The following is a 17,424-nucleotide window of genomic DNA, read 5'->3' on the forward strand; positions in this document are numbered from 1 at the left end:
GGCAAAAAGAACGATTATGGGCGAAAGGCCGCGTCAGGCAAAACCCTTTGTCGCCTCAAGGCCTTGATGACAATGGTTCTCAGCCACCCGTAGGCACTCTAAAAGGCTATGCTCGGACCATGACTGTGTTCCCCGCCCTGCTCAACCTGCCCCGCCAATTACGGCACCCCGAGGTGCGCGACCTGGCGTGGGTGATGCTCGCCCCGCCGATGCTTGCGCAAACGCCCTGGCCCCAGCGCCATCCGCTGGCCGGCAGCGACTGGGTGCAGGCGCCGCACCGGCTCGAACAGTGGTTACGCACCCTCGACCAGGACAGCAGCGCCTTGCAGCACTGGCTCAGCCTGTCGCGCACGCGGCGCCTGGGGCTGTACTACGAACGCCTGTGGCAATTTGCGGTGCAGCATGCGCCGGGTGTGGAGCTGCTGGCCGCCAACCTGCCGATCCGCCGCGCCGGGCATACGCTGGGTGAGCTGGATATGCTGATACGCGACCGCGATGGCGTGCACCACCTGGAACTGGCGATCAAACTGTATCTGGGGCCGCAGGACGGCAACGGCCAGGACGCCGCGCAATGGCTCGGCCCCGGCTGCCATGACCGGCTGGACCGCAAGCTCGCGCACCTGGCCCAGCATCAATTGCCGATTTCGGCCCGCCCGGAAAGCCGCGAAGCCCTGGCGGCGCTGGATATTGTGCAGTTCGATGCACATTTGTGGCTGGGCGGGTATTTGCTCTATCCATGGCCCGGCACCGCCGAATCCCCGCTGGGCGTCGACCCACAGCACCTGCGCGGGCGCTGGCTGCATCAGCGTGACTGGCGCGATTTCGTCAGCCAGAGCCCGCCGGGGCGCTGGCAACCCCTGCCTCGGCATGCCTGGCTGGCGCCGGCGCATTACCCGGCGGATCAAGTGTGGCGCGCGGACCAGATGCAAGCCTGGCTGGCAGACCTGGACCCGATGGCACCGGCCCAGTTGCTGGTGCGACTGGTGCAGACGGGAGAAGACTGGGAAGAAGCCGAACGTTTGTTCCTCGTTGCAGACCTGTGGCCAAACGTCCCGGGCATTACTTGAGCTTCAAGTGGCGTGCATACCAGGGCCGTTTCGGCACGCGCTTGAACAAGGCCTGCAATCCTTCGTCTTCGGCGAAGGTGATGCGCAGCGCCAGCTTCATGGTCTCCGGGTCCATCTCCATCGACCGCCCCATCTGCAGGCCCGGCGTGGTGCTGCAACCGTGGGTGTCCGGCCCCAGCCACGGGTCAGCGACTTCCACCCAGCGGCCCTGGGCAAACCAGTTGACCCCGTTGACCTGCAGCCGGCTGACCTCGCCTGGATTGAACCGCTCATGGGCGCGAAACCAGTCCTCGATGCGATCATCGATCCAGCCGTGAAAGTGCCAGAACACCGGGTTTACATGGGATGAGAACGGGTCGCCTAGGAAGTCGTTCTCCGGCGCGTACCAACGCGCGGCAAAGTCCGCCGGGTCACGGGCGAACGGCACCGGCGCGCCGTTGGACGGGTCGCGGGGCACCGATGCCCAGCGCATGTGCAACCAGTCGTGCAGGCCCAGCTCCATCTCGGAGCCCAACTGGCCCAAGGTCAGCTTGGCCAGGTAACGCGGGTCACGGTACTGCGACTCCCACACCTGGAAGTTGCTGTGGTAGGTCTCGGCTGCCTTGATATCGCTGACCCATTGGGTGTAGTCGCTGTCATCGGGTGCCGACCAACAGGGCGGCAGCGCAAAGCCGTCGTGGTTGTCGAAATAACGCAAAAACCCCAGGCGGTCGCGCTCCAGCGCCGGCTGTGGCTCCGGGAATTGCGGCCAGGATGGCAGCTCTTGCAGGGAGCGCGCAGTGCCGAGCATATGCCGGTGCATGAAAAAGAAGTCGATACCCGAACCGTTGCGGTCTTTGCGTTTGCCCCGTGCGTCGCGCTCCTGGCCGCGTGGGCCTGGTTGCCAGCCGATACCGCGCAGGGCATCACGTTTTTCCTCGGACAGCTTGTGCCATTGGTCGCGGGTGGCATGCCACAGCTGATGAAACAGCCGGTGTTCGGGGGCGATCAGCCACGCCAGCAGGGTCGGGTCAAGGCCGATACGCTGGCGCGCTTCGGGGAACAGCTGCTTGTGGGCGATAAAGCGGTTGTCGCGCTCGGTCAGGGCAAGGGGGCGCTCAAGGTCGAGAACCTGCCCGCTCAGGGTGCTGCTGCCGGCATTGGCGAAGTCGGCCCAGACTTCGTCGAGGGTCATCTTGAACTCATAGGCCGGTGCGCCATCCGCGGCGTCGCGGTCGATCAGGCGCCAGTAGAGCACGGCGCCCTCGCCCGTCAGCAGATCACCGAGCACGCGGTAACGCGGCTCGCCCTCGGCACGCAGGTTTGCAGCGGTGTCCAGATAGCCACGCAAGCCACGGCCGCGCGGGGCGATGTCGAGCAACAGCTCCAGGCCTTGCAGCGGCAAGCCTTTAAGGCCTGCATCGCGGCCCTCCAGGCGCAGGCTCCACACACCGCGCAGGGTATTGGCCAGGTGTTGGCCGGCGGTGTCGGCCAGGTCCACCGTGGCCTCGCCCGGCGTGATCGGGAATGCTTCACGCGTCAGCTCGCGGTGGGCATAAAGGGCCGCGGGCACGGCAGCGCCGGTCAGCGCCAGGCCGGCGATGAAGCCACGTCGAGAGAGGGTCATTGTCTACCTTAGGAAACAGCTTGATCAGAGCTAGAACGTTGACGGCCGCGAGAAATTTAGCGGTGCCGCGCCCAGGCCTAAATTTCCCCGGCCATGGCTCGTTCTTCCCTGATAGCAAAGGCCTCAACTGACTGAGATGGCAATGACAAAACCACGTTCGAAAAAGGCGCTGTATATCGGCCTGCCGCTGGCACTGGCCATCGGCGCCGGGGCCGGTTTCCTGGTCTGGGATCACTGGTTCAAAGGCAATGCCGGCTACCCGCTGGAGGTGATCAAGCAGGCCAATGAAATGCAGGACCGCTTGTTGTCGTTCGACAGCCATATCACCGTGCCCATGGATTTCGGCACGGCCGGCAACGAAGCCGACAAGGATGGCAGCGGCCAGTTTGACCTCGCCAAGGCGGCACGCGGGCGCTTGTCGGGCGCGGCCCTGACGATTTTCGGCTGGCCGGAAATCTGGAATGGCCCCAACGCACCACACAAACCCACCGACGGCTTTGTCGAGGAGGCCCGTCACGAGCAGGAAGTGCGCTACAAGATCATCTCCGGCATGGTGCGCGACTTCCCCAACCAGGTCGGCATCGCCTACACCCCGGACGATATGCGGCGCCTGCATGGCGAAGGCAAGTTTGCGATCTTTATCAGCATGCTCAACGCCTACCCGCTGGGCGACGACCTCAACCAGCTGGACCTGTGGGCCGCACGCGGCATGCGCATGTTCGGCTTCAGCTATATCGGCAATAACGCCTGGTCCGACTCGTCACGCCCGCTGCCGTTTTTCAATGACACCACCGACGCACTTGAAGGGCTGTCACCCATCGGCCAACAAGCCGTGCACCGCCTCAATGACCTGGGCGTGATCATCGATGTGTCGCAGATGTCGACCAAGGCGCTGGAACAAGTCGCGCAATTGAGCCGCACCCCGATGATTGCCTCGCACTCAGCGCCGCGTGCCTCGGTGGACATCCCGCGCAACCTCAGCGACAAAGAACTGCAACTGATCAAAAACAGCGGCGGCGTGGTGCAGGTGGTGGGCTTCCCGGCCTATTTGCGCCCATTGAGCCAACCCACCCAGGACAAGCTCAACACCCTGCGTGCGCGCTTCGATTTGCCGCCGCTGCCCAACCTGGCCATGGCCCTGATGCCCGGCGACGCCATCATCGCCGCCTGGTCCGAGCAGAAGTTCGGCCAGTACGCCCAAGGGCTGTACGCCATTCTTGAGGAAGAACCCAAGGCCACCCTCAAGGACTGGGGCGATGCCATTGACTACACCGTGCGCAAGATCGGCATCGACCACGTCGGCATCGCCTCGGACTTCAACGACGGCGGCGGCATCCAGGGTTGGGAGAACGTCGGCGAGGTGCGCAATGTCACCGCCGAACTGATCCAGCGCGGCTACTCCGAGGCCGACATCGCCAAGCTGTGGGGAGGCAACTTCCTGCGGGTGTGGGACCAGGTGCAAAAAGCCGCCAAGCCGTTGGCCAACCGCTAATTACTCAGAAGCCAGTCCATGACCGACCGCCGTACATTCCTCAAGCAGGCTGGGGTACTCGCCGCCAGCTTGCCATTGGGCAGCGCAGTGTTCGCGCACGCCCAGGCAGCCACCCAGGCGCCTGCTACAAATGACCCATGGACGGGTTTCAAGCAACTGTTCACCCAAGACCCGAACTACCTGCACTTTTCCAACTTCCTGGTGACCTCCCACCCACGCCCCGTGCGCGACGCCATTGAGCGCTACCGCCAGCAGATCGACCGCAACCCCGGCCTGGCCATGGACTGGGGCCTGGAAGAAACCTGGATACGTGAAGGTCAGGTGCGCGAATGGGCCGGTCGTTACCTGAACGCCCAGCCGGCGCAGATCGCGCTGACCGGCAGCACGTCGGAAGGCCTTGCGATGATCTACGGCGGAATCAAGCTGCGCCCCGACCAAGAGATTCTCACCACCGAACACGAGCATTACGCCACCCAGAACGTGCTGGATTTTCGCGTCGCCCGCCAGGGCACGCAGGTGCGGCGCATACGCTTGTTCGAGCGGGCCAGCCAGGTTTCCAGCGACGAAGTGCTGGGCAACATCAAGCGCGCCATTCGCCCCACCACTCGCGTGCTGGGCATGACCTGGGTGCAGTCCGGCAGCGGTGTGAAGCTGCCGATCGGCGAAATCGGCAAGCTGGTGGAGGAACTCAATCGCAACCGCGACGACAACGACCGCATCCTGTATGTGGTCGATGGCGTGCATGGTTTTGGCGTGGAAAACCTCGACTTCCCGGCCATGCGCTGCGACTTCTTTATCGCCGGCACGCATAAATGGATGTTCGGCCCACGCGGCACCGGGCTGGTCTGCGCCCGCGATGCCGAAAACAAATACGTCACGCCCATGGTGCCGACCTTCTCCGAAGACACCAATTTTGCTACCACCATGACGCCCGGCGGCTACCACGCCTTTGAGCATCGCTGGGCGGCGGACGAGGCCTTCAAGCTGCACCTGCAACTGGGCAAGGCCCAGGTTGAGGCGCGCATCCACGCACTTAACAGCGAACTCAAAACCCAGTTGCTGGCGCATCCGCAGGTCGAACTGGTGACACCGCGCAGCGCCGACCTGTCGGCCGGCTTTACCTTCTTTCGGGTCAAGGACCAGGACAGCGAAGCGGTCGTCGCCCATATGCTGAAAAATCGCGTAGTGATCGATGCCGTCGACCGCGATGTCGGCCCGGTGATCCGCACCTCCCCCGGCCTGCTCAACAGCTCGGACGAAATCCAGCAGTTCATGGCCCTGTTGAGCCAACGCCTGTGATGCCCACTTTTTCCCTTTGAACGAGATGCCCACATGAATCCATCCCGACTCAAACCCCTGACCGCCCTGACGCTGACGGCCCTGTGCGCGGCATGGCTGCCCAACCTGGCGCAAGCCGCCACGCCACAACCCGGCAAAGTGTTCAAGGACTGCAAGGACTGCCCGGAAATGGTGGTGCTGCCCGCCGGCACTTTCACCATGGGCACGCCGGAAGACGAAGTCGGCCGCGAGCCCGATGAAGGCCCGATGCACGACGTGACCTTCGCCAAACCCTTTGCCATGAGCCGCTTCCACATCACCGCCGGCGAATGGGACAGCTATATCCGCCAGACCGGCGTCGAGATCACCGACGGTGACACCCGCCCCGGCCGCGAATGCATCGCCAGCAAGCCGCGCTACCCGCAAGGGCCACGCCAGCCGGCGGTGTGCATGGACATGGACGACATCAAAAATTACATCGCCTGGCTGTCGAAGAAAACCGGGCAGAAGTACCACATGGTCAGCGAAGCCCAACGCGAATACGCCGCCCGCGCCGGCTCCACCGGGCCGTTCCCCTTCCCGTTCGACGAGGGCAAGGGCTACAGCATCGCCCAGCACGCCAACACCTACGGCCCGGCAGATGGCTACAGTTATTCCTCGCCGGTGGGCAGCTACCCGCCGAATGCATTTGGCATGTACGACATGCACGGCAATGTGTATGAGCGGGTGGCCGACTGTGAGCACCCCAACTACATCGGCGCTCCTACCGACGGCAGCGCCTGGCTGGAGCCCCACTGCGAGGGCTACCAGATTCGCGGCAATGACTGGGGCGAAGCGCCGGTATTCTCACGCTCCGGCAACCGCAACACCATCTACCCGCAAACGCGCGGGGACTGGATCGGGTTTCGGGTAGTGCGCGACCTTTAAGCAGCTCCCACAGAAAAGCAGCTCTTCAGTGCATGCAAATCCGCAGTCGACCTCATATTCAAAACTGCATGCGGTCAACTGTGGGAGCGGGCTTGCTCGCGAATGCGGTGGGTCAGAGACAGATGAATTGACTGACCCACAACATTCGCGAGCAAGCCCGCTCCCACATTTAGTTTTGCATCAGGCCTTCTGGGCCAACAACTCCAACCCTTCATGCAACGCCGGGAACAGGCTGTTATTAAAGTTGTTCCAGCGCAGTTCGAGGATGGTGTCCTCGGGCGAAATCTCGGTTTTCAGCACGTCGTGGAACACTTCGCCCGAATCAATGCCGTTGTCCACGTAATGGAACGAAGCGCCGGTGAGGTACAGCGGTTCGCTGGCCTTGGTTTCTTTGGTCGCCCAATCCACAACGGTCTGCCCGCGCGCGCCGTACAAGGCATTCCAGGTGGCATAGGCGCCACGGCGCTCGTAAGGCGATTCAATACGGGTAATGCCTGGGTGGATGTTCATGATCCGCCGCGCAAACGGCGCGCCGGGCCGCACCAGCTCATCGAGGATCACCAGCAGGCCGTCCAGCACCACGATGTCGGCCTTCAACTCCACCAGGGTGTCGTGCAGGCGACGTTCGAAATCCTGTTTGCCGGCGATGTGTTCCGCGCTGCCACGGGGCAGGCGGCGGTAGGTGGACGGCACGCTCAGCAACAAGTCATTGACCAGCTTGCCCTGCACCCGCAGGTCCGCCGGGTAGAGCCACTGGCGGCCCGGCTGGTAGGCAAAGCCATAGTCGGCCACCAGCTGCTGGTCTCGTGGGTTGTGCTCGTCATCGTCGTACACCACGCCGACCAGGTTGTAGGCCTGGCCCAACGGCGTGTCGTTCAGCGACCCCACCAGAAACTCCAGCACCGACTTCATATAGCGCTCGTGGTCCTTGTAGGCCACTGGCTGGCCGGCCTTGTCGGCGGCAGCGTTTCTCAGGGACCAGACATACACCAGATTCTTTTTCGTCATTGTTTCGCTCTCGCTGGATAGATCAGGCACGCGCCAATACGCGTGCGCCTACACAACAAGAACGAACCAGCCTGTCGGCAATTTATCGACCCGCTCCACCGCCCGGCATGCCGCGCTAAATAGTCGCCCCGGCACTTCGTTTGTCATGGGTAAGGGTCTGTGTGCCCAGCCCCCTCTTTTCACTTTCCGGGAAGTATTTATGACCGACCCCAAGCGCGGCGCCTTTAACGGTTTGCTCGCATTGCTCAGGCCTTTTCGCACCATCGTGAGCGTCTCTGTCGCGCTGGGCATGGCCGGCGGCCTGGCCATCACATTGCTGCTGGCGACCATCAATAACGCCCTGCACTCTGCCACCGGCATGACCCAGGGCGTGGTCCTGACCTTTGCGGCGCTGTGCCTGTTGGCGCTGACCAGTTCGATCGTCTCGGATATCGGCACCAACTATGTGGGCCAACGGATCATTGCCGCCTTGCGCAAGGATCTCGGCGAGAAAGTGCTATCGGCGCCCATCGGGCAGATCGAACGCTACCGCTCGCACCGCCTGATCCCGGTACTCACTCACGACGTCGACACCATCAGCGATTTCTCCTTCGCGTTTACCCCGTTGGCCATCGCCAGCACGGTGACCCTGGGCTGCCTGGGTTACCTGGCCTACCTGTCGGTGCCGATGTTCCTGATGATGATCGTGGCCATTGTGATCGGCAGCAGCGTGCAATTCATCGCCGGCCACAAAGGCATTCGCGGCTTCGACGCAGCCCGTGACCTGGAAGACGAACTGCAGCGCTACTATTCGGCGATTGCCTCGGGCGCCAAGGAGCTGCGCATCCACCGGCCACGGCGCTACCGGATGAACACCCACCGCATCCAGGAAACCGCCGACCGGATCAGCGACATCCAGGTGCGCTCGGTGAATATTTACATCGTGGCCAAAACCTTTGGCTCGATGCTGTTCTTTGTGGTCATCGGCCTGGCCCTGGCCATGCAGGCCTACAGCCCCAACCCGGACCCGGCGGTGATCACCGGTTTCGTATTGGTGCTGCTGTACATGAAAGGCCCGCTCGAACACGTGATCGGTTACCTGCCGATCATCGGCAAGGCGCGCATTGCCTTTGCGCGCATCACCGAGCTGTCGGATCGCTTCTCGTCCCCCGAGCCGCATTTGTTGATGGACGGCAGCGAAGCACCGTCGCCGGTCGTCAACAGCCTTGAATTGCGCGGCATCACCTACAGCCCACCGCCGGTGGAGGGCAGCGAGCCATTTCACCTGGGGCCGATCAACCTGAGCATCAAGCAGGGCGATATCGTGTTTATCGTCGGCGAGAACGGCTGCGGCAAGACCACGCTGATCAAACTGTTGCTGGGCCTGTATCAACCCGACGCCGGGGAAATCCGCCTCAACGGCGAAACCGTGACCGACCCGGTGCGCGATGACTACCGCCAATTGTTCACAACGGTGTTCGCCGACTATTACCTGTTCGACGACTTGGTCCAGGGCAGCGCCACGCAATCGCTGGACAGTGCCGCCAAGTACCTGGAGCGCCTGGAAATCGCGCACAAAGTCAGCGTCAAGGACGGCGTGTTCAGCACCACCGACCTCTCCACCGGGCAGCGCAAGCGCCTGGCGCTGGTCAATGCCTGGCTCGAAGAACGCCCGGTGCTGGTGTTCGACGAATGGGCCGCCGACCAGGACCCGGCCTTCCGCCGCGTGTTCTACACCGAGCTGCTGCCCGACCTCAAGCGCCTGGGCAAAACCATCATCGTGATCAGCCACGACGACCGCTATTTCGACATCGCCGACCAACTGGTGCGCCTGAGAGCGGGCAAGGTGGTGCACGAGATGGAACCGGCCTGAAGTTTTTTTTCCGGTTTTTGCGGATAGGAACGTCTCACTAGTGGTAATGAGAATTGACCTCAATAAACACTAAGTATTGCCCACTTAAAACATAGAAGAGAATGCATCCATGCCAGCAACGTTCGGTCTGAGTCCCTTGAGCAAGGCACTCTCCATGCGCCGCCTCTTGAATACCCCTCTGCTGCCAAGCGCGATTGCCCTGGCACTGGCACTGCCGGTCGCAGGTTATGTGCAGGCGCAGGAGGTCGAACTGAATGTGCCTGCACAGCCGCTGGGGAGCGCGCTTCAGGAGTTCGGTCGCCAGACCAACTTGCAGGTGCTCTACAGCCCGACCGATGTTGAAGGCAAACGCAGCCACGCGATCAAAGGCAAACTGCAACCTGGCCAGGCCATGACCACCTTGCTGACCGGGACGGGCATCAGCTATGACCTGCAAGGCAGCTCCTTCACCATCAGCGCGGCGAAAACGTCGGCACTGGAACTGGGCGCAACCCAGGTGACCGCCAACCAGTTGGGGACCATCACCGAAGGCTCCGGCTCCTACACTCCCGGCACCATTGCCACCGCAACCCGCCTGGTGCTGAGCCCACGCGAGACGCCACAATCGATTTCCGTGGTAACCCGCCAGGCCATGGACGACTTCAACCTCAAGTCGATCGACGACGTGATGCGCCACACACCGGGCATCACCGTCGCCACCTACGACAGCGAGCGCACCAGCTACTACTCTCGTGGTTTCGCCATTCAGAACTTCCAGTACGACGGCATTCCGATCCTGCAGGACGCCCAGTATTCGTCGGGCCACACCTTGACCGATACCGTCATCTACGACCGCGTCGAGATTCTCAAGGGCGCCACCGGCCTGCTGACCGGCGCCGGCGGCCCGGGCGGCACCATCAACATGGTGCGTAAAAAACCCACCTCGGAATTCAAAGGCTATGTCGACCTGGGCGCGGGCTCCTGGGACAACTACCGCTCGGAAATCGACGTCAGCGGCCCGCTGACCGAGACCGGCAACGTGCGTGGCCGTGCCGTTGCGGCCTACCAGGACAAACATACGTTCCTCGATCACTACCAACGCCAGACCAACGTCTACTACGGCATTCTCGAGTTCGACCTGGCCCCGGACACGTTGCTGACCATCGGTGGCGACTATCAGGACAGCGACCCGCAGGGCTCCAGCTGGTCCGGTGCGGCCTCGCTGTTTGACTCTGCCGGTAACCATATCAGCACCCCGCGCTCCTTCAACAACGGCGCCAAGTACAGCAAGTGGAAGCAGTACACCCGCACCGCCTTCGCGACCCTGGAACACACGTTCGACAATGGCTGGGTCGGCAAGGCGCAGTACAACCACCAGATCAATGGCTACAAAGCCCCGTTGTCGGCCCTGCTGTCACCCAATGCCGAAACGGGCAAGGCACCGCTGCTGACCCGAACCTACAATGGTGAAACCACCAGCGACACGGGTGATCTCTACGCCACTGGCCCGTTCAGCCTGTTCGGTCGTGAGCATGAGCTGGTGGTCGGCACCTCGGTATCGCGCTCGCACTGGCTGGGCAGCGATTACACCAACGCCACCAACTATGACAACAGCCACGACTACTTCAACTGGGACGGCGACGCCCCCAAGCCGGACCGTGGTCCTCGAACCAAAAAGAACGACGAGCTGACCCGCCAGAGCGCCAGCTACATCACCGGGCGCTTCAGCCTGGCCGATGACTTGCACCTGATCCTCGGCACTCGGGTCAACAACTACGAAGTCAGCGGCACCAGCCAGGTCAAGGACACCGGCAAGGTAGTGCCGTACGCCGGCATCACCTATGACCTCAATGACAACTTCTCGGCCTACGCCAGCTTCACCGAAATCTACCTGCCACAGGACGACTATCGCGACCGCAACGACAAACCGCTGGAACCGGATGAAGGCAAGAACTACGAGATCGGCCTTAAAGGCGAATTCTTCGATGGCCGCCTGAACTCGAGCCTGGCCTACTTCGAGGTGCACGAGAAAAACCGCGCCGTCGACGACACCGATTACATCCCCAACAGCCACCCAGGGCTGGATTACGCCTCCAGGGGCACCGAAGCCAAGACCAAAGGCTACGAAGCGGAAATTTCCGGCGAGCTGGCGCCAGGCTGGCAGTTGCAGGCAGGCTATACCCACAAGATCATGCGCGACAAACAGGGTGAGAAGCTTTCCACCTGGGAACCGGAAGATCAGGTCAATATCTACACCAGTTACAAGCTGACCGGCCCACTCGACAAGCTGACCCTGGGCACCGGCGTGCGCTGGCAAGGTACCGGCTGGAAGCTGCTGAACAACTACGCCAAAGGCACCGAGGAAAACTTCTCCCAGGACCCACTCTGGATCGTCGACGCGATGGCCCGCTACCAGGTGACCGAGAACGTCTCGGCGACCCTCAACGTCAACAACATCTTCGACAAGAAGTACTACACCAACATCGGCTTCTACAACTCGGCTTACTACGGCGACCCGCGTAACGTCATGCTCAGCACCCGCTGGAACTTCTGATCCAGCCCAAGCCCCTGGTCATCGCTGATGGCCAGGGGCTTTTTGCTGCCTGCTAAATCGTTACTCTTGCCGAATAACACAGATAAAAAAACGCCCCTGGCCATCGGTCCAGGGGCGTTACTTTTACACCGGGTGTTACTTCATCGCATCCGCAAAGCTCTGTACGAACGCGGCGTTATCGATGATTCGATCATGGGTAGAGTCGATCACTACTGACTGCTCAATACACGGCCGGCCGATAACCTGCGCCATGCTTGCCTCAATCAACTGACGATGCTGCCCTGCGCGGCTCGCAGCGGCCCACCAGCAACGGATCGGTGCCTGGATGGGCTTGAAGTCGGCGTCCTTTAGAGACTGGCCGAGGGCTCGGTCGAGTTCCCAGGAGATCTGCGCTTCGTCGCCCTCAAGCAAGCTGGCCTTGACCTCCAGATAGGTCTCACCGAGTGCGCCTTCGGCCCACGTGCTGAATGCCTGCCATTGCTGCACCTCGTCGTCAGAGAGCGCCTCGCTTTGCAGCCACGCGGCCTGGATCAACGCGCTCGACTGCGCAAACATCACCTGCAACAACTCAACGCGCCGTTGATTGACCGACACCTCACTGTCATCGGTCGTCACCGCCGTGTCCCAATAGTCCTTGAGCCAGTACGGCGGCGACGCATCGATCCAACCGACAACCTCGACCACACGCCCCGCCTGTTCCAACGCATACGCGACTTCCATGGCCAGGTTACCCCCCAGGGACCAACCGGCCAGGCGATAAGGGCCTTCGGGCACGGCATCGAGCAGTTGCGCGGTGTAGTCGTCGACCATTGATTGCCAGCTGGGCACTGCACTGCCCTCCGCGACCAACGCCCGACTGATCACCCCCAGCACCGGCCGTTGTTCACGCAGCGCCAGACCAATGGCCTTGTAGCAATGCACCGAACCAAAGCTTGGGTGAAACAGGATCAGTGGCGTGCCTTGGGTCTGGCTGTTGAGTTTGACGATCAGCGAGTGGCGGGTCTCGCCGCCCAGGCAAGCCACCTGCCCGGCAATGGTCGGGTTAAGCATCAATTGGCTGACCGACAGCGCTGTGCCGGTCGCCTTGCGGATGCGCTCCTTGAGCATCAACACCAACAGCGAATGGCCACCCAGTTCAAAGAAATTGTCATTCAAGCCGACGCGTTCAACCTCAAGCACTTCGCTCCAAATTGCTGCGAGGCGCTGCTCCAATTCGGTCTGCGGCGCCTGATAGACGCGCTCCTGCAAGTGCGCATCAGCCTTGGGCAGCGCCTTGCGGTCCAGCTTGCCATTCGGGCTCAGGGGCATGTGCGCCAGCAGCACCCATTGTGCCGGGACCATATAGTCCGGCAAGTGCGCCAACAGGTGTGCGCCCAGGGACTCACGCCAGGTTTCGCTCGGCGCCTGCAACACCAGATAGCCCACCAGATGCTTGCCATCGACCACCTGGACGGAGGCTTCCTGTACCTGGGGATGTTCAAGAACCCGCGCTTCAATCTCACCTAATTCAATGCGCAGGCCACGCAATTTGACCTGATGATCCAGGCGCCCAAGGTATTCGATAACCCCGTCGGCACGCTGACGTACGCGGTCGCCGGTACGGTACAGGCGCGCTCCCGGCGCGAACGGCGAAGCGACAAACCGTTCGGCGGTGAGCCCCGGGCGTCGGTGATAACCGCGTGCCAAGCCGATACCGCCCAGGTACAACTCACCGGCCACCCCCACGGCGGTCACTTGCAACTGAGCGTCCAGCACATAGGTGCACAGGTTGGCGATCGGCTGGCCGATAGGCACCGTGTCTTGCCCTTCGTCGACGCAGGTCCAGTGGGTCACATCGATGGCGGCTTCGGTCGGGCCATACAGGTTGTACAACGCGGTTTGCGGCAGCTTGCGCAAGACCTGCTGTTGCGCATCCACCGGCAGCGCTTCGCCGCTGCACACAATGCGTTGCAAGGAGTGGCAGGAAGCAACGGCCGGGTCTTGCAGGAACGCCTGCAGCATCGACGGCACAAAGTGCAGCGTGGTGACGTTTTCGGTGTTGATCAGTTCTACAAGCCTGGCCGGGTCGCGGTGATCACCCGGCGCAGCCACTACCAGGCGTGCACCCGTCATCAGCGGCCAGAAGAACTCCCACACCGACACGTCAAAGCTGAACGGGGTCTTTTGCAGCACCGTGTCACGGGCATTCAACCCGTAGGCTTCCTGCATCCAGCACAGGCGGTTGGTCAGCGCGCAGTGGCGGTTGCCCGCGCCTTTGGGCTGGCCGGTGGAGCCGGAGGTGTAGATCACGTAGGCGAGGTTTTCGTCCGCCAGCACAATACCGGGGTTCGCTTCGCTGTAGCCGTCAAAACCGGCTTCACCCAGCACCAGGGTTTCCAGACCTTCCGGGATCGGCAACTGTTCGAGCAGATGCGCCTGAGTCAGCAGCCACTTCACGCCGCTGTCTTCCAGCATGTAAGCCAGTCGCTCGCGGGGGTATTCCGGGTCGAGCGGTACATACGCGCCACCGGCCTTGAGTACTGCCAACAGGCTGACGACCATTTCTATCGAACGCTCCACGGCCAGCCCCACCAACACATCGGGGCCGACACCGGCATCCATCAGGCGATGGGCCAGGCGGTTGGCCCGCCGATTAAGCTGGGCGTAGGTCAAGCGCTGCCCGGCAAACACCAGCGCCTCGGCATCCGGCGTGAGTTCCACCTGTGCTTCGATCAACTGATGCACAGGCTGCTGCGGGTAGTCACGCGCAGTGGCGTTCCAGTCTTGCAGCGCGATACGTTGCTCAGTGTCACACAACAACGGCAACTGGCTGACGCGCTGCTGCGGGTCGTCGAGCATGCCTTGCAACAGATTTTGCCAGTGCGCCAGCATGCGCGTGAGCATGGCCGGCTCGAACAGGTCGGTCGCATAGGTCAAGGTGGCCCAGATCCCCTGCGCAGTAGCCTGGGTGTCCAGGCTCAGGTCGAACTGCGCGGTCTGGCTGCCCCAATCCAGGCCCTCCACGCGCAAGTCGGGCAACTGACGGCCACGGGTAGCCAACCCCGCATCGCTCTGATGGTTGAACAACACCTGGAACAACGGGTTATGGCTCAGGCTGCGTTCCGGTTGCAGGGCCTCGACCAGTTGTTCGAAGGGCAGGTCCTGATGGCTCTGCGCATCCAGGCTGCGGCGTTTGGCCTGCTGCAACAGCTGGGTCACGGTGATCTGCTCGTCCAGGTCAGCCTTGAGCACCTGGGTGTTGACAAAGAAGCCGACCAACCGCTCGACTTCAACCCGGTTGCGGTTGGCGATCGGCACCCCGACACGAATGTCATGCTGGCCACTGTAGCGGTACAACAAGCCCTGAAAGGACGCCAGCAACAGCATGAACAGCGTCACGCCCTCACGCTGCGCCAATGCGTTGAGCCCCTCGGCCAGTTGCGTCGGCAACTCCAGTTCCAGGCTGGCCCCCCGGTAGCTTTGCAGCGCCGGGCGCGCGTGCGCGGTGGGCAGTTCCAACACCGGTTGTTCACCGCCGAGCAGCTCGCTCCAGTAAGCCAACTGACGCTCGCGCTCACCCGCCGCCATCCACTCGCGTTGCCAGTGTGCGTAATCGGCATACTGCAACGCCGGCGCCGGTAACTGCGCGACTTCGCCCTGGCTGTAGGCGCTATACAACTGCACCAGTTCGTCGACCATCACCTGCATCGACCAACCATCGGAAACGATATGGTGCTGCACCAGCACCAGGACGTGCTCATCTTCGGCCAGGCGTAACAAGGTGACGCGCAGCAGCGGACCTTGCTGCAGGTTAAAGGGCTTGGCGATTTCGGCTTCTACCTGTTGCTGCAACGTTTTCTCAGTGGCATCGCCTCGCGTGATTGACAACGGTTCGGCGGGCAAAACCACCTGCACTGCGCGCTCATCCTGCTGATCGATGCGGGTGCGCAAGCTTTCATGTCGCGCCACCAGGCGGTCAAAACTGCACTGCAAGGCGTGCTGATCAAGGCGACCACTCAGGCGCAGAATGCTCGGAATGTGGTAGGCGGCGCTTTGCGGATCCAGCTGCCAAAGAAACCATTGGCGCTCCTGGGCAAAGGACAGCACTAACGGCTGATCGCGCCCTATCGCCACCATCGGCGGCGCCAAGTCCTCTTCAGCGGCGTGCAGTGCCAGCACAAAACCCTGCAGTTGCGGCTGCTCAAACAAGGTGCGCAGCGGCACCTCGCGTTCAAGCAACTGACGCACACGGGAAATCACCTGCATGGCCAGCAATGAGTGGCCGCCCAACTCGAAGAAGTGGTCCGTCAGGCCAATGCGTGCAGCGCCCAGCACCTGAGCCCAAATCGCCGCGACCTGTTGTTGCAATGGCGTAACCGGTTCAACCCACTCGCCTTGCGACTGCGCCGCGTCCGGCTGTGGCAGGCCCTTACGGTCGAGCTTGCCGTTGGGCGTCAGCGGCATCTGGTCCAGGAACATGAAGTGCGCAGGCACCATATAGTCGGGCAGGCGGGTTTTCAGGGCGCGACGCAAGGCTTCGCGAAATGCGACTGGGTCGGTCGCGGGCTCAGCGGGCACCACGTAGGCCACCAACTGCTTGCCGCTTGGGCTGTCCTGGGCCACGACAACGGTTTCGCCAACGCTGTCCTGCTCACGCAGACGCGCCTCGATTTCACCCAGTTCGATACGGAAACCACGGATTTTCACTTGGTGATCGACACGCCCGAGGTAATCCACCACCCCATCTGCGCGGCCACGGGTCAGGTCGCCGCTGCGGTACACGCGGCTGCCGGGTTTGCCGAACGGGTCCGGCACAAAGCGTTCGGCGGTCAGTGCCGGGCGCTCCAGATAACCACGCGCCACGCCTTCGCCGCCCAGGTACAGCTCACCGGCCACGCCGATGGGTTGCAGGTTGAGTTGCGCGTCCAGTACGTAGCCGCTGCGGTTGCCCAACAGCGTGCCGATCGGCGCATAGACCGCGCCGCAGGGGTCGCCGCGACGGGCTTTCCACAGCAGCGGTGTGACCACGGTTTCGGTCGGGCCGTAGCCGTTGAACAGATACGTCGGTTTCAGTGCGCGCCAGGCCAGGTCGTAGCTGGCCTGTGCCACGGCATCGCCACCGAAGCAGTACACGCGCACTTTAGGCGGGTTGCCGTCGCGTTCGGCATGCTCGGCCAGTTGTTGCAGGTACACCGGTGGGAACACGGCCATGGTTACGTTGTGACGGTGCATTTGCGCGTAGGTGTACTCCGGCAGCCACAGGCTGTCATCGCGGATCAGCACGCTGGCGCCGTTGATCAGCGGGTGCATCCAGCCTTCGTGGGAACCATCGAAGGCGAAGGACATGAAGTGCAATTCGCAGTCGGCCGGGCCGGTTTCGTAGCGCTCGCCCGTGGCGATGATGTGCGCCACCAGCGGGCCGTGGGAAACCGCCACGCCTTTGGGCATGCCGGTGGAGCCGGAGGTGTAGATCACGTAGGCGAGGTTGTCGCCGTCCAGATTGACGCTTGGTGCCGTGTCGCTGTGGCCCGTCCAGTCTTCGGTGCGGTCAATGGCCAGGGCTTCCAGCCCTTCGGCGAGCGGCAATTGCGGCAAGGCGCTGGTGTGGCTGAGCAGCAACCTGGCGCGGCTGTCTTGCATCATGTACAGCAGGCGGTCACGCGGGTATTCGATGTCCAGCGG

At 62.4% G+C, this 17,424-nt stretch carries 9 protein-coding genes; 6 read left to right on the top strand and 3 right to left on the bottom strand.

What is annotated here, in order from left to right; all coding sequences use genetic code 11:
- The first annotated feature begins 119 nt into the window (after nt 1-119).
- Nucleotides 120-1,067, top strand: coding sequence for a DUF1853 family protein (locus tag BFP92_RS23235; RefSeq protein ID WP_065931286.1), 948 nt, complete (start codon nt 120-122; stop codon nt 1,065-1,067).
- Here the strand turns inward: BFP92_RS23235 and BFP92_RS23240 are convergent.
- Nucleotides 1,060-2,673 (bottom strand): pyoverdine maturation tyrosinase PvdP, encoded by a 1,614-nt coding sequence (locus BFP92_RS23240; protein ID WP_065931287.1) that lies wholly within the window; start codon nt 2,671-2,673, stop codon nt 1,060-1,062. The genes BFP92_RS23235 and BFP92_RS23240 overlap by 8 nt on opposite strands.
- 142 nt (nt 2,674-2,815) lie before the next feature.
- On the opposite strand from BFP92_RS23240, the gene pvdM reads away from it, so the two are divergent.
- From pvdM to BFP92_RS23255, 3 genes are read left to right on the top strand one after another with little or no spacing between them, the layout of a single operon-like run.
- The gene (pvdM, locus tag BFP92_RS23245; protein WP_065931288.1) at nt 2,816-4,165 is read left to right on the top strand and encodes a pyoverdine-tailoring dipeptidase-like protein PvdM; all 1,350 of its coding nucleotides are present in this window, start codon (nt 2,816-2,818) and stop codon (nt 4,163-4,165) included.
- Between the two features lie 18 nt (nt 4,166-4,183).
- A complete protein-coding gene (locus BFP92_RS23250) occupies nt 4,184-5,464 on the top strand; it encodes a pyoverdine-tailoring periplasmic protein PvdN (protein ID WP_065931289.1) in 1,281 nt (426 codons plus the stop codon).
- A gap of 33 nt (nt 5,465-5,497) precedes the next feature.
- Nucleotides 5,498-6,370, top strand: a complete 873-nt coding sequence (locus BFP92_RS23255) for a dihydropyoverdine dehydrogenase (RefSeq protein WP_065931290.1) — start codon at nt 5,498-5,500, stop codon at nt 6,368-6,370.
- Nucleotides 6,371-6,550: 180 nt separating this feature from the next.
- On the opposite strand, the gene BFP92_RS23260 is transcribed toward BFP92_RS23255, so the two are convergent.
- Entirely contained in the window at nt 6,551-7,378 is an 828-nt protein-coding gene (locus BFP92_RS23260; RefSeq protein WP_065931291.1) for a formyl transferase, read from the bottom strand.
- Between the two features lie 199 nt (nt 7,379-7,577).
- Between BFP92_RS23260 and BFP92_RS23265 the strand changes: the two genes are divergently transcribed.
- Nucleotides 7,578-9,230, top strand: a complete 1,653-nt coding sequence (locus tag BFP92_RS23265) for a cyclic peptide export ABC transporter (protein ID WP_065931292.1) — start codon at nt 7,578-7,580, stop codon at nt 9,228-9,230.
- Between the two features lie 154 nt (nt 9,231-9,384).
- The gene (locus tag BFP92_RS23270; RefSeq protein ID WP_065931293.1) at nt 9,385-11,763 is read left to right on the top strand and encodes a TonB-dependent siderophore receptor; all 2,379 of its coding nucleotides are present in this window, start codon (nt 9,385-9,387) and stop codon (nt 11,761-11,763) included.
- 135 nt (nt 11,764-11,898) lie between these two features.
- Here BFP92_RS23270 and BFP92_RS23275 read toward each other — a convergent pair.
- A partial coding sequence (locus tag BFP92_RS23275) for an amino acid adenylation domain-containing protein (protein ID WP_139114105.1) occupies nt 11,899-17,424 on the bottom strand: 5,526 nt, incomplete at its 5' end.

The sequence above is a fragment of the Pseudomonas sp. 58 R 3 genome, from assembly GCF_900006605.1.
GTDB classification, from domain to species: domain Bacteria; phylum Pseudomonadota; class Gammaproteobacteria; order Pseudomonadales; family Pseudomonadaceae; genus Aquipseudomonas; species Aquipseudomonas salomonii.

What these genes read in the sequence shown, in the direction of transcription:
- BFP92_RS23255 (WP_065931290.1), top strand. Translation starts at nt 5,498, where the DNA reads ATGAATCCATCCCGACTCAAACCCCTGACCGCCCTGACGCTGACGGCC.
- BFP92_RS23270 (WP_065931293.1), top strand. Translation starts at nt 9,385, where the DNA reads ATGCGCCGCCTCTTGAATACCCCTCTGCTGCCAAGCGCGATTGCCCTG.
- pvdM (WP_065931288.1), top strand. Translation starts at nt 2,816, where the DNA reads ATGACAAAACCACGTTCGAAAAAGGCGCTGTATATCGGCCTGCCGCTG.
- BFP92_RS23260 (WP_065931291.1), bottom strand. Translation starts at nt 7,378, where the DNA reads ATGACGAAAAAGAATCTGGTGTATGTCTGGTCCCTGAGAAACGCTGCC.
- BFP92_RS23235 (WP_065931286.1), top strand. Translation starts at nt 120, where the DNA reads ATGACTGTGTTCCCCGCCCTGCTCAACCTGCCCCGCCAATTACGGCAC.
- BFP92_RS23240 (WP_065931287.1), bottom strand. Translation starts at nt 2,673, where the DNA reads ATGACCCTCTCTCGACGTGGCTTCATCGCCGGCCTGGCGCTGACCGGC.
- BFP92_RS23250 (WP_065931289.1), top strand. Translation starts at nt 4,184, where the DNA reads ATGACCGACCGCCGTACATTCCTCAAGCAGGCTGGGGTACTCGCCGCC.
- BFP92_RS23265 (WP_065931292.1), top strand. Translation starts at nt 7,578, where the DNA reads ATGACCGACCCCAAGCGCGGCGCCTTTAACGGTTTGCTCGCATTGCTC.